Genomic DNA, 17,785 nt, shown 5'->3' on the forward strand with positions numbered 1-17,785 from the left:
GCGGCCGCCCGCGCCGGTAGGGTGAGCCCGTGATCGTCGCTGTCGGCATCGACGTCGTCCTGGTCGAGCGGTTCGCCCGGGCCCTGGCGCGGACGCCGCTGCTCGCCGACCGGCTCTTCACGGAGGCCGAGCGCTACACCAGCTCCGGCAACCCGCGTTCGCCGGAGTCGCTGGCCGCCCGGTTCGCGGCCAAGGAGGCGGTCGCCAAGGCGCTCGGCGCGCCGGCCGGGCTGAGCTGGCACGACTGCGAGATCGTGCCGGACCCGGACGGCCGCCCCTGGCTGACCGTCTCCGGCACGGTCGCGGCGGCGGCCACCGAGCGCGGGGTCAACCGCTGGCATCTCTCGTTGTCCCACGACGGCGGGATCGCCTCGGCGATGGTGGTCGCGGAACGGTGATCGGTGCGCGCCGACCTGGCGCGCCGGGAAGCTCGGACGGGGGCGGTGGCGTGAGACCGGTGTGGCGGGTCGCGGACGTACGCGCGGCGGAGGCGGCGCTGATGGCCACCCTTCCCCCCGGGACGCTGATGAAGCGGGCCGCCGCCGGGCTGGCCCGCCGCTGCGCGCTGCTGCTCGCCGACCGGGGCGGGGTCTACGCCGCCCGGGTGCTGCTGCTCGTCGGCTCCGGCGACAACGGCGGCGACACGCTCCTGGCCGGCGCGCACCTGGCCCGTCGCGGTGCGGCCGTGTCGGCGCTGCTGCTCAGTCCCGGCCGGGCGCACGCCGAGGGGCTGGCCGTGCTGCGGGCCGCCGGCGGCAGGATCGTGGACCGGCCGCCGGCGACGGTCGACATGGTGCTGGACGGCATCGTCGGGATCGGCGGGCGGGGCGGGCTCCGGGACACCGCCGACCAGCTCGCCGCCAGCCTGGTGCGGCACTGCGGGCGCGACGGAGCCCCCGCCACCGTGGTCGCGGTGGACGTGCCCAGCGGCGTCGCCGTCGACACCGGGGACGTGCCGCTGACCGCCACCGGGCGGCCGAGCGCCGTCCGCGCCGACGTGACGGTCGCGTTCGGCGCGCTGAAGCCCGCGTTGGTGGTGGGCCCGGCCGCCGCGCTCGCCGGTCAGGTGGAACTGGTCGACATCGGGCTGGAGCCGTGGCTGCGCGGCAGCCCCGCGCTGCGCGTGACCGAGTGGTCGGACGTCGTGGACTGGTGGCCCCGGCTCGGCCCGGCGTCGGAGAAGTACACCCGGGGCGTGGTGGGCCTGGCCACCGGCTCGGCCACCTACCCCGGCGCGGCGGTGCTCTCGGTCGCCGGGGCGCTGGCCGGCCCGACCGGCATGGTCCGCTACGCCGGCTCCGCCCGGGCCGACGTGCTGCACCGGCACCCCTCGGTGATCGCGGCCGGCCGGGTCGCCGACGCGGGGCGGGTGCAGGCCTGGGTCTGCGGCTCCGGGCTGGGCACCGGCGAGGAGGCGGCCCGGGAACTGCGCGCGGTGCTCTCCGCCCCGGTGCCCGTGGTGCTCGACGCCGACGCGCTGACCCTGCTGGTGGACGGCTCGCTCGCCGACCGGCTGCGCAAGCGGGACGCCCCGATCGTGGTCACCCCGCACGACCGCGAGTTCACCCGGCTCTGCGGGGAGACGCCGGGCGCCGACCGGGTGGCGGCCACGCTGCGGCTGGCCGCCTGGATGAACGCCGTGGTGCTGCTCAAGGGCGACCGCACGGTGATCGGCACGCCGGACGGCCGGGCGTACGTCAACCCGACCGGCACCCCGGCGCTGGCCACCGGGGGCACCGGCGACGTGCTGGCCGGGCTGCTCGGCTCGCTGCTCGCGGCCGGGCTGGCGCCGGAGCGCGCGGCGGCCTCGGCCGCGTACCTGCACGGGCTGGCCGGTCGGGAGGCGGCCCGGGGCGGGCCGGTGACCGCGCCCGACGTGGCCGACGCCCTCCGCCCGGTCCTCGCCCGTCTCGGCTGATCGCAGCGGCTCCGCTCTCGGCCGACCGCAGCGGCTCCGCCGGCCTGGGCCGGGGAGATCAGCGCGGAAAGTAGGCTGGGGGCATGTGGCAGGCCGAGGTGCGGGTGGATCTGGACGCGATCCGCGAGAACGTGAGCCGGCTGCGGGCCGGCACCGCCGCCGAGCTGATGGCGGTGGTCAAGGGCGACGGCTACGGCCACGGCATGGTTCCGGCGGCCCGCGCCGCGCTGGACGCCGGGGCGGACTGGCTGGGCGTCTGCACGCTGGACGAGGCGCTGACGCTGCGCCGGGCCGGGATCACCGTGCCGGTGCTGGCCTGGCTCCTCGCGCCCGGGCTGCCGCTGCACGAGGGGGTCGCCGCCGGGGTCGACCTCGGCGCCGCCAGCCTGCCCCAGCTCGACGAGATGGTCGAGGCGGGCCGCGCGGCCGGGCGACCGGCCCGGCTGCACCTCAAGATCGACACCGGGCTGTCCCGGGGTGGCGCGACCGTCGCCGACTGGCCGGCCCTGCTCGACGCCGCCGCCAAGGCGCAGGCCGACGGCCTGGTCGAGGTGGTCGGGGTGTGGAGCCACTTCGTCTACGCGGACTCGCCCGGGCACCCGACCATCGACCGCCAGCTCGCCGTCTTCCACGAGGGCATCGGCATGGCCGAGCAGGCCGGCCTGCGGCCCCGCTACCGGCACCTGGCCAACTCCGCCGCCACGCTGACCCGACCGGACGCGCACTTCGACCTGGTCCGGCCCGGGCTCGCCGTCTACGGGCTCTCCCCGGTGGCCGGCGAGAGCTACGGGCTGCGCCCGGCGATGACCGCGCGGGCCCGGGTGATGCTCGCCAAGCGCGTCCCCGCCGGCTCCGGCGTCTCGTACGGGCACACCTACACCACCGAGCGGGAGGCGAACCTGGCCGTGGTGCCGCTCGGCTACGCCGACGGGGTGCCCCGGCACACCTCCAACAGCGGACCGGTGCAGCTCGGCGGCCGGCGGCGGCAGATCTCGGGCCGGGTCTGCATGGACCAGTTCGTGCTCGACTGCGGCGACGACCCGGTGGCCGCCGGCGACGTGGCCACGCTCTTCGGCAGCGGCGCCGACGGCGAGCCCACGGCCGACGACTGGGCCGAGGCGGCCGGCACCATCAACTACGAGATCGTCACCCGGTTCGGCAGCAGCCGGGTGCCCCGCGTCTACGACGGCGAGCGCCCGTGACGTCCCGTTCCCGGATTCCGCTGCCCCGCTCCGGGCACGCCCGGGCCGCCGTGGGCGCGCTGGCCGCCGTCGGCGTCGCCGCCGCCGGGCTCGCGGCCGGCGTCGCCACCGAACGCGCCCTGGTCCGCAAGCTCAAGTCCGACCCCACCGACCGGTACGCCGACGAGGTCTTCGGCGAGCAGCGGTACGACGAGGCGTTCCGGCTGGAGATGCCCGACGGCACCGACATCCACGTCGAGGTGGTGGAGCCGACCCGGCCGACGCCCGGCAACCCGACCGTGGTGCTGGTGCACGGCTTCTGCCTGGACATGGGCACCTTCCACTTCCAGCGCAAGCTGCTCGCCGAGCGGGGTGAGCACCGGATCGTCGCGTACGACCAGCCGGGGCACGGCCGGTCCGGGCGGCTGGAGACGGGCGAGTACGACCTCACCGCGCTCGGCCGGACGCTGCGCGAGGTGATCGACCGCGTCGCCCCGGAGGGGCCGCTGGTGCTCGTCGGCCACTCGATGGGCGGCATGACCATCATGGCCTTCGCCGAGCTGTTCCCGGAGCTGTTCGGCGACCGGGTCGTGGGCACCGTGCTGATGGCCACCTCCGGCGGCCTGCTCGCCGAGACCAAGCTGGTGGCGCCGGCCCTGCTCGGCCGGGTCGGGGCGCCGGTGCTCTACATGGTCGGCAACGTCACCCGCTACGGCGGCACGGTGATCGACCGCGCCCGCAGGTCCACCACCAACGTGGCCTGGCTGCTCACCCGCAGGTACGGCTTCGGCACCCGCCACCCCAGCCCGGCCCTGGTGTCGTACGTCGAGACGATGAACTCGCGCACGTCCGCCGACACGGTGACGCGCTACCTGCGGACGCTGGCGACGCACTCCCGGTATCCGGCGCTCGCCGCGTTGGCGGGCACCCCCGTGCTGGTGGTCGTCGGCGACAAGGACATGATCACCCCGGTGACCCACTCGGAGGAGATCGTCCGGCGGCTGCCGCACGCCGAGTTCGTCAAGATCTCCGACAGCGGGCACGTGGTGATGCTGGAGCACGCCGACGAGGTCAACGCGGCACTGACGCGCTTCCTGGAGGAGCTGTGACGCAGGTCGTCGAGCTGCCGACGGTCGACGACACCCACGGGTTCGGGCGGCGGCTGGCCGGGCTGCTGCGCGCCGGCGACCTGCTGCTGCTCACCGGGCCGCTGGGCGCCGGCAAGACCGCGTTGACCCAGGGCATCGGGGCCGGGCTCGGGGTGCTCGGCGACATCACCTCGCCCACCTTCGTGATCGCCAGGGTGCACCGGCCGGACCCGGCCCGGGGCGGCACGGTGGCGCTGGTGCACGCCGACGCGTACCGGCTGGGCGACGCGGCCGATCCGCGCGCCGAGATCGACGACCTCGACCTGGACGCCTCGGTGGACGAGTCGGTGACCGTGGTCGAGTGGGGCGAGGGCCTGGTCGAGCAGCTGGTGGAGGCGCACCTGCGGGTGCGCGTCGACCGGCGCGACGACGACACCCGGGTGGTCGAGCTGGAGCCGGTCGGCGGCGACTGGGCGCAGCGGCTCGCCGCCCTCGGGTGAGCGCTGTCGTACCGTCTGCCTAGAGTGCGCGGGACGGATTCGACAGGCGAAAGGTTGCCGATGCCCGACGACGCCCCCACCCTGGACCTGCTGGCGCTGCTGCCGGAGGACTGGCGTGCCGTGCTCACCCCGCTCCTCGACCCGGCCCGCACCGCCGAGCTGGCCGCGTTCGTCGCCGGGGAATACGCGACCCGCACCGTCTTCCCGCCGGTCGACGACCTCTTCTCGGCCTACCGGCTCTGCGCGCCGGCCGACTGCCGGGTGCTGATCCTCGGGCAGGATCCCTACCACAAGGCGGGGCAGGCGCACGGGCTCAGCTTCAGCGTCCGCGAGGGCGTGAGCGTGCCGCCGTCGCTGCGCAACGTCTTCAAGGAGCTCGGCGAGGACGTCGGCGTGCCGAAGCCGCGCAGCGGCAACCTGAGCGGCTGGGCCGCGCAGGGCGTCCTGCTGCTCAACTCGGTGCTCACCGTCCGCGAGGCCACGCCCGGCTCGCACGCGAACCGCGGCTGGGAGGAGTTCACCGACGCCACCATCCGGGCGCTCGACGCGCTGGACTCCCGGGTGGTCTTCCTGCTCTGGGGCGGCTACGCGCGCAAGAAGGCCGCGCTGGTCACCAACCCGCAGCACGTGGTGCTGGAGGCCGGGCACCCCAGCCCGATGAACCCGCGCGGCTTCCTGGGCAGCCGGCCGTTCAGCGCGGCCAACAAGGCCCTCGCCGACGCGGGCCTGCCCACGGTCGACTGGGAACGTTCGGCCGGCTGACGAAGTCCGCAAGCTGCGCGTCACCGGGCGGTGACCGTGCGCTGTAGCCTGTTGCCTCCAGCGGTCGGCGAGCCGGGAGGCGGCGGATGACGGCGACGGTCAGCGACGAACGGTGGCGGGTGGCGCGGACGGCCCTGGCGGACCAGACCGACCGCTTCGTCGATCTGGTCCGCGCCGCCCCGCCGCAGGCCATGGCCACGGCCCACTGGTCGGTGGCGGACACGCTCGCCCACGTCGGCACCATCGCCTGGTTGTACGTCTGCCTGGTGGATCCGGAGCGCCCGCTCCCGCCGGTGCCGGGCTTCGACGGGCTGCTCCCCGAGACCAGCGTCGACACGGTGGCGGGCTTCAACGACGTGCTGCTCGGCCACCTCACCGAGCGCGACCCGCAGTTCCTGCTCGACCGGTTCCAGGCCGACGTGAAGCAGTTCCTGGCCGACTGCGAGGAGCGGCGCCCCGACGAGACGGTGTCGTGGCTCGGCGGGGCGCAGGTCCCCCTCGCCGGGCTCTGCGCACACCTGGTCAACGAGGTGCTCATCCATGGCCACGACATCGCCCGCGCCACCGGACTGCCGTGGGAGGTGCCCAGCCCGCACGCCGCGCTCTTCCTGGAGCTGTTCCTGGCCGGCGTGGTCCGGCACGGCTACGGGCGGCTGATCGACGGCGGCCCGCCGCCGAGCGAGCGCCGGGTCGTGGTCGAGTTCCGCTCGGCGTACGCGGCCCCGGTCCGGCTGCTGCTGCACCGGGGCCGGGTGTCGTTCGCCGAGCCGGACGCCCGGCCCGACGCCGTGGTCGACCACGACCCCGCCACGCTCAACCTGATGATGTTCGGCCGGATCAGCCGGGCCCGGGCGGTGCTCACCGGCAAGGTGCGCGTGAGCGGGCGGCGCCCCTGGCTCCTGCCCGCCTTCCTGCGCAAGTTCCGTACCCCGAGCTGACCCGCGTCGCCGGGGCCGACGAGGGGGCCGGCTAGGCTGGCATACCGTGCTCGTACTGGTGGTGGACAGCTCGACGCCCGCGGTGACGGCGGCGCTGGTGGAGGTCACGGCGGACGGCGTCGCGACCCGGGCGCACCGCTGCACGGTCGACGCCCGCGCCCACGGCGAACTGCTCGCCCTGCAGGTCGACGCGGTGCTCGCCGACGTCGACGCCCGCCCGGCCGACCTGGGCGCGATCGTCGCCGGGCTCGGCCCCGGCCCGTTCACCGGGCTCCGGGTGGGGCTGGTCACCGCCGCCACCATGGGCCAGGTGCTGGGCGTGCCGACGTACGGCGTCTGCTCGCTGGACGCCGTCGGCCACCCGGCGGCCGCCGGCGAGCCGGTGCTGGCGGCGAGCGACGCGCGGCGCCGGGAGATCTACTGGGCGGTCTACGACGGCGCGGGCCAGCGGATCGTCGGGCCGGAGGTGTCGGCCCCGGCGGTCGCCGCCGAGCGCGCCCGCGGCCTGGCCGTCACGGTCGCGGTCGGCGACGGCGCGCACCGGTACGCGGACACCCTCGGCCTGCCCGTGCGGGCCGAGCCGCGCTACCCGGACGCCGGCGTCCTGGCGACCCTGGCCGCCGAGCGGATCCGGGCCGGCGCCCCCAGCGAGGCGCTCACCCCGCTCTACCTGCGCCGGCCGGACGCCGTGGCGGCGACGGCCCGCAAGCCGGTCCTGCCATGACCGGCGTGCGCCTGCAACGGTTCCGGTGGTGGCACATCGACGAGGTGCTGCCGATCGAGGCGGACCTGTTCGGCGCCGAGCAGTGGTCGGCGGCGATGTTCTGGAACGAGCTGGCCAACGGGCACTTCTACCTGGTCGCCACCGACGACGACGGCGCCGTGCTGGGCTACGCCGGGCTCACCGCGGCCCCGCCCGACGAGGCGTGGGTGCAGAACATCGCGGTGCGCCGGGACGCCCAGCGGCGCGGGGTCGGCCGGCTGCTGCTGGAGGCGCTGCTCGCCGAGGCGGCCCGGCTCGGGTCCCGCAGCACCCTGCTGGAGGTCGCGGCGGACAACGCCCCGGCCCAACTGCTCTACGCGGCGTACGGCTTCGAGCCGATCGGCGTGCGGCGCGGCTACTACCAACCGAGCAACACCGACGCGCTGGTCATGCGGCGCACCCGGGAGGTGGGCGATGACTGACGAACCCCTGGTCCTCGGCATCGAGACGTCCTGCGACGAGACCGGCGTCGGCATCGTGCGGGGGCACACGCTGCTGGCCGACGCGCTCGCCTCCAGCGTCGAGCAGCACGCCCGGTTCGGCGGGGTGGTGCCCGAGGTGGCCAGCCGGGCGCACCTGGAGGCCATCGTGCCGACCATGGACCGGGCGCTGAAGGAGGCGGGGGTGACCCTCGCCGACATCGACGCGATCGCGGTCACCTCCGGCCCGGGGCTGGCCGGCGCGCTGCTGGTCGGGGTGGCCGCCGCCAAGGGCTACGCGCTCGCCGCCGAGAAGCCGGTCTACGGCGTCAACCACCTGGCCGCGCACGTCGCCGTGGACACCCTGGAGCACGGCCCGCTGCCCGAGCCGGCGATCGCCCTGCTGGTCTCCGGCGGGCACTCCTCCCTGCTCCTCGTCGACGACCTGGCGCGGGGCGTCACCCCGCTCGGCGCCACCATCGACGACGCGGCCGGCGAGGCGTTCGACAAGGTGGCCCGGCTGCTGGGCCTGCCGTTCCCCGGCGGGCCGTACATCGACCGGGAGGCGCGGGCCGGCGACCCGGCGTCCATCGGCTTCCCGCGCGGCCTGACCGCCGCCAAGGACCTCGCCGCCCACCGCTACGACTTCTCCTTCTCGGGACTGAAGACGGCGGTGGCCCGCTGGGTCGAGGCGCGGCAGCGGGCGGGCGAGCCGGTGCCGGTCGCCGACGTGGCCGCGTCCTTCCAGGAGGCGGTCTGTGACGTGCTGGTGCGCAAGGCGCTGGACGCCTGCCGGGCCAACGGCGTCGAGACGCTGGTGATCGGCGGCGGCGTGGCGGCCAACTCGCGGCTGCGGGCGATGGCCGAGCACCGCGCCGCCAAGGACGGCATCCGGGTCCGGGTGCCTCGACCGAAGCTCTGCACGGACAACGGCGCGATGGTCGCCGCCCTCGGCTCGCACCTGGTCGCCTCGGGTGTCGCGCCGAGCCGGCTGGACCTGCCCGCCGACTCGGCCATGCCGCTGACCACCGTCAGCGTCTGAAACTCGGGGACGGATGACGTGATCGTGCGGATGTGGGAGGCGCGGGCCGAGCCGTACGGCGTCGCCGACCTGATCACCTGGGTGTGCGACACGGCGCTGCCGGAGTTCGAGCACGACCCGATGCACCTGTCCAGCGAGGTGTTCTCCTCCACGGACCACCGGGTGGTGGTCATCTCCAAGTGGCGCAGCAATCCCCGCCCGCTGCCGGAGCCGCCGGCGATGCTGCTCGCCCGCCCGGCACACTCGTGGGACTTCACCCAGGTCGACCGCTGACCGGCGGGCGCCGCCGTCCGACGTGGATCGGGGCGCGCCGCCGCCCTTCGACGTGAGCCGAAGCACGTCGCAGCGGTAATTGGTTGGCGGCGCTGCCCGTGGCCCGCCTAGCGTCGGTGGGTCATGCGTTTCTCACCGGCCGGTGACCCCGGCGTACCCGACACCCGCTCGGCGACCCGCTACCTGGTGTGGCTGGCCGGGCGGCACAAGGTGCTGTTCACCGTCGGCATCCTGCTCGGCGTCGTCTGGATGGTCGCCCAGGCGCTGGTGCCGGCGGCCGTCGGCCGGGCCGTCGACGGGCTCACCCGCGGGGACGAGGACGCGCTGCTCACCTGGGGGCTGGTGCTGCTGGGCCTGGGCGTGCTCCAGGCGGTCGCGGGGATCCTGCGGCACCGCTGCGCGGTGCACAACTTCCTCGCCGGGGCGTACCGGACGGTGCAGTTGACCGTGGGCGCGGCGAACCGGCTCGGCGCCGCGCTGCCGCGCCGGGTGGCCGCCGGCGAGGTGGTGAGCATCGGCACGGCCGACATCAACCAGATCGGCTCGGCGATCGACATCACCGCCCGGGGCACCGGCGCCGTCGTCGCGATCGTGACCGTCGGGGTGATCCTGCTCGGCGCCTCCCTGCCGCTCGGGCTGGTCGTGGTGCTCGGCGTGCCGCTGCTGATGGCGGTGGTCGGGCTGCTCATCCGGCCCCTGCACCGGCAGCAGCAGGCCTACCGGGACTCCGAGGGGGCGCTGACCACCCGGGCCGGCGACATCGTCTCCGGGCTGCGGGTGCTGCGTGGCGTCGGCGGCGAGCCGATGCTCTCCGCCCGCTACCGCGCGCGGTCCCAGGCGCTGCGCGCCGACGGCCTCCGGGTGGCCCGGGTCGAGTCGCTGCTGGAGGCGGCGCAGGTGCTGCTTCCCGGCGCGTTTCTGGTGCTGGTCACCTGGCTCGGCGCCCGGTTCGCGCTGCGTGGCGAGATCAGCGCCGGCCAGCTCGTGGCGTTCTACGGCTACACCGCGTTCCTGGTCAGCCCGCTGCGGCAGCTCACCGAGGCGGTGGACAAGCTGACCCGGGGGCACGTCGCCGCCCGGCGCGTGGTGCGGCTGCTGCGGCTCGACCCGGAGCTGGTGGACCCGCCCCGCCCGGCGGCGCTGCCCGACGGCCCCGGTGAGTTGGTCGACGTGGAGTCGGGCGTGACCCTGCGGGCCGGCCGGTTCACCGCGCTCGCCGCGACCGCGCCCGAGGACGCGGCGGCGATCGTGGACCGCCTCGGCCGGTACGTCGACTCGGACGCGATGCTGCACGGCGTACCGCTGCGGGCGCTGCCGCTGGCGACGGTGCGGGAGCGGATCCTGGTGGCCGACAACAACGCGCACCTGTTCACCGGCCCGCTGCGCGCGGAGCTGGACCCGCACGACCGGGCCGACGAGGCGGCGATCGCGGCGGCGCTGGCGGCGGCGAGCGCGACGGACATCGTGGAGGCCCTGCCCGACGGGCTGGCCAGCGCCGTGGCCGAGCGGGGGCGGGAGTTCTCCGGCGGCCAGCAGCAGCGGCTGCGGCTGGCCCGGGCGCTCGTCGCCGACCCGGAGACCCTGCTGCTGGTCGAGCCGACCAGCGCCGTGGACGCGCACACCGAGGCCCGCATCGCCGAGCGGCTCGGCGCGGCCCGGGCCGGCCGGACCACCCTGGTCTGCACCACCAGCCCGCTCGTGCTGAGCCGCGCCGACCATGTGATCTTCGTGGAGGACGGCAAGGTGGTGGCCGAGGGGGCGCACACCGCACTGCTCGACGGCGAACCGCGCTACCGGGCGACGGTCAGCCGGGGGGAGGACTGATGGCCACCGCACTGCCGGTCGCCGACGCGCGCCAGGTGCGCCGCTACGCCCGTGCGCTGGTGCGCCGGCACCCGCGCGCGCTCGGCGTGGCGCTCGGCCTGCACGCGCTGGCCGCGGCGGCCGGCCTGGTCGCGCCGTGGCTGCTCGGCGACCTGGTCGAGGGGATCTCCCGGGGCACGACGGGCGTCACCGTCGACCGGATCGCGCTGCTGATCGCCGGCTTCGTGGTGGCGCAGTCGGTGCTGGTGCGGTTCGCCCACCTGGCGTCGGCGCGGCTCGGCGAGCGGGTGCTGGCCGAGCTGCGCGAGGAGTTCGTCGACCGGATCCTGGCGCTGCCGCTGGCCACCGTGGAGCGGGCGGGGACGGGCGACCTGCTCACCCGGACGTCCCGGGACGTCTCCGCGCTGTCCCGGACGGTCCGGTTCGCGGTGCCCGAGACGCTGATCGCGGTCGTCACCGGCTGCTTCATCGTCGGCGCGCTGCTCCTGGTCAACCCGCTGCTCGCGGTGCCCTGCCTGGTCGCGGTGCCGCTGCTGTGGGCCGGCACCCGGTGGTACCTGCGCCGCGCCCCGGACGGCTACCTGCGGGAGAACGCCGCCTACTCCGACATCACCGACGGGATCAGCGAGACCGTCGAGGGCTCGCGCACCACCGAGGCGTTGCGGCAGGAGGCGCGCCGCCGGGCCCGCACCGACGCCGACATCCGCCGGTCGTACGCGGCCGAGCGCTACACCCTGCGGCTGCGCACGGTGTTCTTCCCGGTCACCGAGATCGGCTACGTGGTGCCGGTGGTCGCCACGCTGATCATCGGCGGCTGGTTCCACCTGAAGGGTTGGGTGAGCCTCGGCGAGGTCACCGCCGCCACGCTCTACGTTCAACAACTGATCGACCCGGTCGACCGGCTGCTCTCCTGGCTGGACGAGCTGCAGGTCGGCGGCGCCTCGCTGGCGCGCCTGCTCGGGGTGGCCGACGCCGACGCCCCGACCACGTCCCCGGCCGGGTCGTCGACGCGAGCCGGCGTCAACGTGCCGACGGGCGACCGGCGGCTCGCCGCCCGGGACGTCCGGTACGCGTACCGGACGGGGCGGGACGTGCTGCACGGGGTGACCCTGGTGCCGGAGCCGGGGGAGAAGCTGGCGATGGTCGGCCCCTCGGGCGCCGGAAAGTCCACCCTCGGCCGGCTGCTCGCCGGGGTGCACGCGCCCCGTTCCGGCTCGGTCACCGTGGCGGGACGTCGGCTCGACGAGCTGCCCCTGGCCGAACTGCGGACGCACGTCGCGCTGGTCACCCAGGAGCACCACGTCTTCATCGGCACGCTGCGGGACAACGTGGCGATGGTCCGGCCGGGCGCCGACGAGGCGGCCGTCCGGTCGGCGCTGGCCGCCGTCGACGCGCTGGACTGGGCCGACGCGCTGCCGGACGGGCTCGACACGGTGGTCGGGGCCGGTGGGCACCCGCTGTCGCCCGCGCAGGCGCAGCAGTTGGCGCTGGCCCGGCTGGTGCTGGCCGACCCGCACACGCTGGTGCTGGACGAGGCCACCTCGCTGATCGACCCCCGGGCCGCCCGGCATCTGGAGCGCTCCCTCGCGGCCGTGCTCCAGGGCCGGACGGTGATCGCCATCGCGCACCGCCTCTTCTCGGCGCACGACGCCGACCGGGTCGCGGTGGTCGAGGACGGCCGGATCATCGAGATCGGCCCGCACGACGAGCTGGTCGCCGCAGGCGGTTCCTACGCGGCCCTCTGGCGCTCCTGGCACGGCACCCGCTCCTGACGCCGACCGGCCGCCACCGGCCCTGACGTCGCGCCGCCCGCCACCCGCTCCCGACGTCGCCGTCCGGTCACGCGGTCTTGACGTCGCCGTCCGCCACCCGCTCCTGACATCGCCGTCCGTCACCCGTTCGACGGTTCGGCCGTGCCGCGTCCGCGTGCCGTACCACGATGTTGCCAATGGCAGGCGACCGCGCGCCCGCCACTGCGGCGCGGCCGGCGGGTGACGGGGGAGCGACGTGGGCGGTCTCGAACTCATCGTGGTGCTGGGCGTCACGGTGCTGGTCGGCACCACCCTCGGCGGGCGGTACAGCGTGGCGCCCCCGGTCCTGCTCATCACGGCGGGCGCGCTGTTGGCGCTCCTGCCGCCGCTGTCGCACGTGGTGCTGGAGCCCGAGGTGGTGCTGCTGCTGTTCCTGCCGGCGATCCTCTACCGGGAGAGCATCACCACCAGCCTGCGCGAGATCCGCACCAACCTGCTGGCGATCACGCTGCTGGCGGTGGGGCTGGTGGCGGCGACGATGGTCGCCGTGTCGCTCGTCGCGCAGCGGCTCGGCATCGACCCGGCCGCGGCCTGGGTGCTCGGCGCGGTGCTCGCGCCTACCGACGCCGCGGCGGTCTCCGGCCTGGCCAAGCGGATGCCGCGCCGCATCCTCACCACCCTGCACGCGGAGAGCCTGATCAACGACGGCACCGCGCTGGTGCTCTTCACCGTCGCGGTGGGCCTGATCGTCGGGGGCACCGAGCCGAGCGCGCTCGGGCTGGCCGAGCGGTTCGTCGGCGCGTCGGCCGGGGGCGTCGTCGCCGGCCTGCTGGTCGGCTGGGCGGTGATCGTCGTCCGGCGACGCCTCGACGATCCGCTGCGCGAGGGCGCGCTGAGCGTTCTCACGCCGTTCGTCGCGTTCCTCCTCGCCGAACTCGTCCACGCCAGCGGGGTGCTGGCCGTGGTGGTCGCCGGCCTCGTGCTCTCCTACGCGGCCCCCCGGGTCGTCCGGGCCCGGTCCCGAGTGCTGGCGTACGCCTTCTGGGACCTCGCCACGTTCCTGGTCAACGGGGGGCTCTTCGTGCTCCTCGGGATGCAGATCCCGCGCGCGCTGCGCGGCCTCACCAGCCTGTCGACGGCGCGGGCGCTGGCCATCGCGGTCGTGGTGACCTGCGTCGTCGTGGCGACGCGGATGCTCTGGATCCACCTGGCGGCGTTCGGTTTCCGGGCCGCCAACCGCCGCCCGTCGCTGGCGGGCGAGCAGGTCGACTGGCGGGTGCGTACGGCGGCCGGGTGGGCGGGGTTCCGGGGCGCGGTGTCCCTCGCGGCGGCCCTCGCGGTGCCGGTGACGACCCCCACCGGCACGCCCGTCCACGGGCGTGACCTGATCATCTTCACGACCGCCGTCGTCATCCTGACGACGATGCTGATCCAGGGCACCACGCTGCCGGCCGTCGTCGGGTGGGCGGGCCTGGTCGGCGACACCCGGCGCGTCGACGAACGGCGCCTGGCCCGGACGCGGGCCACCGAGGCCGCCCTGGCGGCGCTGCCCGAGGTCGCCGACCGGCTCGGCGCCGGGCCGGACGCGGTCGACCGGATCAGGGCCGACTACGAGCAGCACCTCGACGACGTCCGCTCCGCCGACCGGGGCCGGTCGGCGGAGCAGGCCCGGGACCTCGACCGGCGGCTGCGGCTCGCCGTACTGGAACACAAGCGCCGCGAGATCACCAGGTTGCGGGACACGAACCAGATCGACGACATCGTGCTCCGGGACGTGCAGGCCGTCCTCGACATCGAGGAGATCCGGCTGCTGGGACCGGAGCCGAACGAGTAGCGGGCAGTGGTACGGACCGGGCATCCCATCAGTTCACGGAACCGGTCCTCGGCCTTCCTGGTGACGCTGCGTCTTCCCGGCCTGGCGTGACCCTGGGCGTGCCGGCGGCCGGCCGACCGGTCAGCCGACGTCGAGCGGGTCGGCGAGCAGCCGTTCGAAGGCCAGCTCGGCGGCGCCGATCAGCGCCGCGTCGTCGCCCAGCTTCGGGGTGCGCAGCCGGACGTGCTCCAGGCAGGCCGGCAGGGCGATCGAGTTGAGCCGGCTGCGCACCTGGGCGGCGGCGGCGAGGTAGAGGTCCCGCATCGTGCCGCCGAAGATGACCATCTCCGGGTTGAAGATGTTGACCAGGTTGGCCACCCCGAAACCGAGCCAGTCGCCGGCCTGGCGGACCGCCGTCTGCGCCCGGGCGTCACCGCGGTCGGCGGCGTCGAAGACGGCCAGCAGCGCGTCCCGGCCCCGCGCGTCGGTGCGTCCGGCCGCGCGGAGCAGCCCGTGCTCGCCGATCTGGGTCTCCCAGCAGCCTCGCGAGCCGCACTCGCAGGGCGGGCCGTCGCGGACGACCACCATGTGTCCGACCTCGCCGCTGTAGCCGCCGTGCCCGGTCAGCCGCCGCCCGCCGGCGATGATGCCGGCGCCCACGCCCACGTCCCCGTACAGGTAGATGACGTTGTCGCAGCCGGCCGCCACGCCGCGCGCGTGCTCGGCGAACGCCGCCACGTCGGCCACGTTGCCGACCGTGACCGGCACCTCGCAGCCCAGCTCGGCGGCGAGCGCCGCGCCGATCGGCTCGTCCACCCAGCCGGTGGTCGGTCCCAGCCGGACCAGGCCGTCGTCGCGGCGGACCATGCCGCAGACCGCGACGCCCGCGCCGACGCAGACCGAGTCCGCCGGCACCGTCTGCTGCATCTCCTTGACCGCGCCGGCCAGCAGCGGGGCGGCCTCCGCGGCGGTCAGACCCCGGGGGCGGGCCAGCTCCCGGCGGTCGAGCACCGCGCCGCCGAGGCCGACCCGCGCCGCCCGCAGCCGGTCCACCTCGATGCTGTACGCGTACGCGTGCACCCGCTCCGACTCGGGCCGGACGACCAGCGACGGTCGCCCGGCCCGGCCGGTCTCCTTCGGCGCCCCCTCGCTGACCAGCCCGGCACCGGCCAGGTCGGCGGTCAGCGCACCGATGGTGCTGCGGTTGAGCCCGAGCGTGGTGGTGAGTTCCGCACGGGTGGTCGCCCCGTGCACGTGCACGTACCGCAGCAACGCGCCCAGGTTCTGCCGGCGGATCTCGTCCTGGCTGGGGCCTGCGCGCATCGCTGTCGTCACTTCCGGTGCCGCGCGTCAGCGGTTGCCGGTGGCGGCGGAGCGCCGGCGGGAGAACGCGTCCACGCTCGCGGCGAGCAGCAGCACCACGCCGGTGACCACGTACTTCACCCCCGAGCTGTATCCCATCAGGCCCATCCCGTTGTCGATGACCGCGACGACCGCGCCACCCAGGACGGCGTCGAGCACCCGGCCCTTGCCGCCGAAGAGGCTGGTGCCTCCGATGACCGCCGCGCCGACCGCGTAGAGCAGTACGTTACTGCCACCCGTGTTCGGGTCCACCGAGTTGGCCCGGCTGGCGGCGACGATGCCCCCGACGGCCGCCATCGAGGAGCAGATCACGAAGACCGAGATGCGGATCCGGTCCACGTCGATGCCCGCCCGGCGCGCCGCCTCCTTGTTGCCGCCCACCGCGTAGACGTGCCGGCCGTAGCTGGTGCGCTGGAGCACGAACGTCCAGAAGACCAGCAGCACCGCGATGATCGGCACCACGATCGGCACGCCCTTGAGTGAGCTGATCACGACGTTGCGGCTGCGCTCCAGGTTGAGGATGAAGACCGCCGCCCCGAGGACGAGCGCCAGCCCGCCGATCCGGGCGAACACCACCGCGATCGGGTCGGTGACCAGCCGCCGGGAGGCCCGCGTACGGTGCCGGAGCAGCTGCACGGCCGCGTAGCCGGCGACCGCCACGGCGGCCAGCAGCCAGCCGAGGACGGGGGAGAGGTTGCGGTTGGCGATGGCCACCAGCACCTCGTCGCGGACGGAGATGTTGGTGCCCTCCTCCATCAGCATCAGCACGATGCCCTGGAAGGCGAGGAACCCGGCGAGGGTCACCACGAAGGACGGGATGCCGATCTTCGCGACCAGGAAGCCGAGGACGGTGCCGATCACCACGCCGGTGACGATCGCGGCGAGCACGGCCACGTACCACGGGTGGCCGAGCACGGTGACGACGTTGGCGAGGATGGCGGCGCAGACCCCGCTGGCGAAGCCGGCGGAGAGGTCGATCTCGCCGAGCAGCAGGACGAAGACCAGGCCCATCGCGATCAGCGTGACCGCGGCGCCCTGGGTGAACAGGTTGGCGAAGTTGCCGGCGGTGAGGAACGACGGCCGCATGATCGAGAAGACCGTGCAGAGCACGACCAGGCCGAGCACGGCGGGCAGTGCGCCGATGTCGCCGCCGCGGACCCGGCTGACGTAGCTGCGGACGTGGCTGCGGAGGGTGGGCGGTGCGGTGACGGCCGCCCGGCCGTCCTTCCGCACGACGGTCGTGATCATCGGAGGCCTCCTGCGTTGCTGCCGGCCGGCCCCGCGCCGTGGCCGTTGCCGCCGTTGGCCGGGTCGGCGGCGAGCCCGTGCCCGCCGGAGCGGCCGGCGGTGATCAGCTCGACCACCTGCGCGTGGGTGATGTCGGTGGTCTTCACCTGGGCGACCATCTGGCCGAGGTAGAGCGCGGCGATCCGGTCGGAGACGGCGAAGACGTCGTTCATGTTGTGCGAGATGAGCACCACGGCCAGGCCGTTGTCGGCGAGCCGGCGGACCAGTTCGAGCACCTGGGCGGTCTGCGCGACGCCGAGCGCGGCGGTCGGCTCGTCGAGGATGACGAGCCTGCTGTTCCAGAGCACGGCCTTGGCGATCGCGACGGTCTGGCGCTGGCCTCCCGAGAGGCTGGAGACGTGCTGCCGCAGCGACTTCACGGTCCGTACGCTCAGCCCGGCGAGGGTGTCGGCGGCCATCTGCTCCATGGTCGGCTCGTCGAGCACGATGCCGTTGCGCTTCTCCCGGCCGAGGAACATGTTCTGCACGATGTCGAGGTTGTCGCAGAGCGCGAGGTCCTGGTAGACCACCTCGATGCCGAGCGCGGCGGCGTCGCGGGGGCTGTTGATGGTCACCGGCCGGCCGTCGAAGAGGAACTGGCCGGCGTCGGTGGGATGGATGCCGCTGATGCACTTGACGAGGGTCGACTTGCCGGCGCCGTTGTCGCCGACCAGCGCGGTCACCTCGCCGGGGTGGGCGGCGAAGGCGACGTCGCGCAGGACCTGGACGGGACCGAATCTCTTGTCGATCCCGCGTAGTTCCAGCAGGGGGGGTGCGGACACGGGGGTCTCCTTCAGACGGAGGGGAGGTCTCGGGTCCCGTCGGCGCGAGCCGCCGCCCGGCACAGGGGGTCCGTGCCGGGCG

The 17,785-nt window shown here is 75.1% G+C and carries 17 protein-coding genes; 14 read left to right on the top strand and 3 right to left on the bottom strand.

Features of this window, described 5'->3' with window-relative positions; genetic code table 11:
* The first annotated feature begins 29 nt into the window (after positions 1-29).
* The 14 genes from ACGFZ2_RS05655 to ACGFZ2_RS05720 all read left to right on the top strand — a co-directional run bounded on the left by ACGFZ2_RS05655 (position 30) and on the right by ACGFZ2_RS05720 (position 14,293).
* On the top strand, positions 30-398 hold the full coding sequence (locus ACGFZ2_RS05655) for a holo-ACP synthase (RefSeq protein ID WP_350704088.1): 369 nt from the start codon (positions 30-32) through the stop codon (positions 396-398).
* A 50-nt stretch (positions 399-448) separates the two neighbouring features.
* Positions 449-1,918, top strand: coding sequence for an NAD(P)H-hydrate dehydratase (locus ACGFZ2_RS05660; RefSeq protein ID WP_393450549.1), 1,470 nt, complete (start codon positions 449-451; stop codon positions 1,916-1,918).
* Positions 1,919-2,001: 83 nt separating this feature from the next.
* Positions 2,002-3,120, top strand: coding sequence for an alanine racemase (alr, locus tag ACGFZ2_RS05665; RefSeq protein WP_393450552.1), 1,119 nt, complete (start codon positions 2,002-2,004; stop codon positions 3,118-3,120).
* Positions 3,117-4,208: an alpha/beta fold hydrolase gene (locus ACGFZ2_RS05670; RefSeq protein ID WP_393450555.1), complete on the top strand. Its 1,092-nt coding sequence runs from the start codon at positions 3,117-3,119 to the stop codon at positions 4,206-4,208. The genes alr and ACGFZ2_RS05670 overlap by 4 nt, the downstream gene beginning before the upstream one ends.
* A complete protein-coding gene (tsaE, locus tag ACGFZ2_RS05675) occupies positions 4,205-4,687 on the top strand; it encodes a tRNA (adenosine(37)-N6)-threonylcarbamoyltransferase complex ATPase subunit type 1 TsaE (protein WP_393261568.1) in 483 nt (160 codons plus the stop codon). Before ACGFZ2_RS05670 ends, tsaE begins: the two co-directional genes overlap by 4 nt.
* 60 nt (positions 4,688-4,747) lie before the next feature.
* On the top strand, positions 4,748-5,449 hold the full coding sequence (ung, locus tag ACGFZ2_RS05680; RefSeq protein ID WP_393450558.1) for a uracil-DNA glycosylase: 702 nt from the start codon (positions 4,748-4,750) through the stop codon (positions 5,447-5,449).
* 86 nt (positions 5,450-5,535) lie between these two features.
* Complete coding sequence (locus ACGFZ2_RS05685; RefSeq protein ID WP_393450560.1) at positions 5,536-6,387, top strand: maleylpyruvate isomerase family mycothiol-dependent enzyme; 852 nt, start codon at positions 5,536-5,538, stop codon at positions 6,385-6,387.
* A 46-nt stretch (positions 6,388-6,433) separates the two neighbouring features.
* Positions 6,434-7,111 (top strand): tRNA (adenosine(37)-N6)-threonylcarbamoyltransferase complex dimerization subunit type 1 TsaB, encoded by a 678-nt coding sequence (gene tsaB / locus ACGFZ2_RS05690; protein ID WP_393450563.1) that lies wholly within the window; start codon positions 6,434-6,436, stop codon positions 7,109-7,111.
* Positions 7,108-7,572, top strand: coding sequence for a ribosomal protein S18-alanine N-acetyltransferase (gene rimI / locus ACGFZ2_RS05695; protein ID WP_393450566.1), 465 nt, complete (start codon positions 7,108-7,110; stop codon positions 7,570-7,572). The genes tsaB and rimI overlap by 4 nt, the downstream gene beginning before the upstream one ends.
* Complete coding sequence (tsaD, locus tag ACGFZ2_RS05700) at positions 7,565-8,611, top strand: tRNA (adenosine(37)-N6)-threonylcarbamoyltransferase complex transferase subunit TsaD (protein ID WP_393450569.1); 1,047 nt, start codon at positions 7,565-7,567, stop codon at positions 8,609-8,611. The genes rimI and tsaD overlap by 8 nt, the downstream gene beginning before the upstream one ends.
* 18 nt (positions 8,612-8,629) lie before the next feature.
* Positions 8,630-8,884, top strand: coding sequence for a hypothetical protein (locus tag ACGFZ2_RS05705; RefSeq protein WP_393261555.1), 255 nt, complete (start codon positions 8,630-8,632; stop codon positions 8,882-8,884).
* 123 nt (positions 8,885-9,007) lie between these two features.
* Positions 9,008-10,708, top strand: coding sequence for an ABC transporter transmembrane domain-containing protein (locus ACGFZ2_RS05710; protein WP_393450572.1), 1,701 nt, complete (start codon positions 9,008-9,010; stop codon positions 10,706-10,708).
* The gene (locus ACGFZ2_RS05715) at positions 10,708-12,480 is read left to right on the top strand and encodes an ABC transporter ATP-binding protein (protein ID WP_393450575.1); all 1,773 of its coding nucleotides are present in this window, start codon (positions 10,708-10,710) and stop codon (positions 12,478-12,480) included. Before ACGFZ2_RS05710 ends, ACGFZ2_RS05715 begins: the two co-directional genes overlap by 1 nt.
* 235 nt (positions 12,481-12,715) lie before the next feature.
* Entirely contained in the window at positions 12,716-14,293 is a 1,578-nt protein-coding gene (locus ACGFZ2_RS05720; protein WP_393261546.1) for a Na+/H+ antiporter, read from the top strand.
* 120 nt (positions 14,294-14,413) lie between these two features.
* On the opposite strand, the gene ACGFZ2_RS05725 is transcribed toward ACGFZ2_RS05720, so the two are convergent.
* From ACGFZ2_RS05725 to ACGFZ2_RS05735, 3 genes are read right to left on the bottom strand one after another with little or no spacing between them, the layout of a single operon-like run.
* Positions 14,414-15,595, bottom strand: coding sequence for an ROK family protein (locus tag ACGFZ2_RS05725; protein WP_393261544.1), 1,182 nt, complete (start codon positions 15,593-15,595; stop codon positions 14,414-14,416).
* A gap of 27 nt (positions 15,596-15,622) precedes the next feature.
* A complete protein-coding gene (locus ACGFZ2_RS05730) occupies positions 15,623-16,882 on the bottom strand; it encodes a sugar ABC transporter permease (protein WP_393450578.1) in 1,260 nt (419 codons plus the stop codon).
* On the bottom strand, positions 16,879-17,703 hold the full coding sequence (locus ACGFZ2_RS05735; RefSeq protein ID WP_393261539.1) for an ATP-binding cassette domain-containing protein: 825 nt from the start codon (positions 17,701-17,703) through the stop codon (positions 16,879-16,881). The genes ACGFZ2_RS05730 and ACGFZ2_RS05735 overlap by 4 nt, the downstream gene beginning before the upstream one ends.
* Between the last annotated feature and the right edge of the window lie 82 nt (positions 17,704-17,785).

This window comes from Micromonospora sp. NPDC048063, from assembly GCF_043202855.1.
Taxonomy (GTDB): domain Bacteria; phylum Actinomycetota; class Actinomycetes; order Mycobacteriales; family Micromonosporaceae; genus Micromonospora.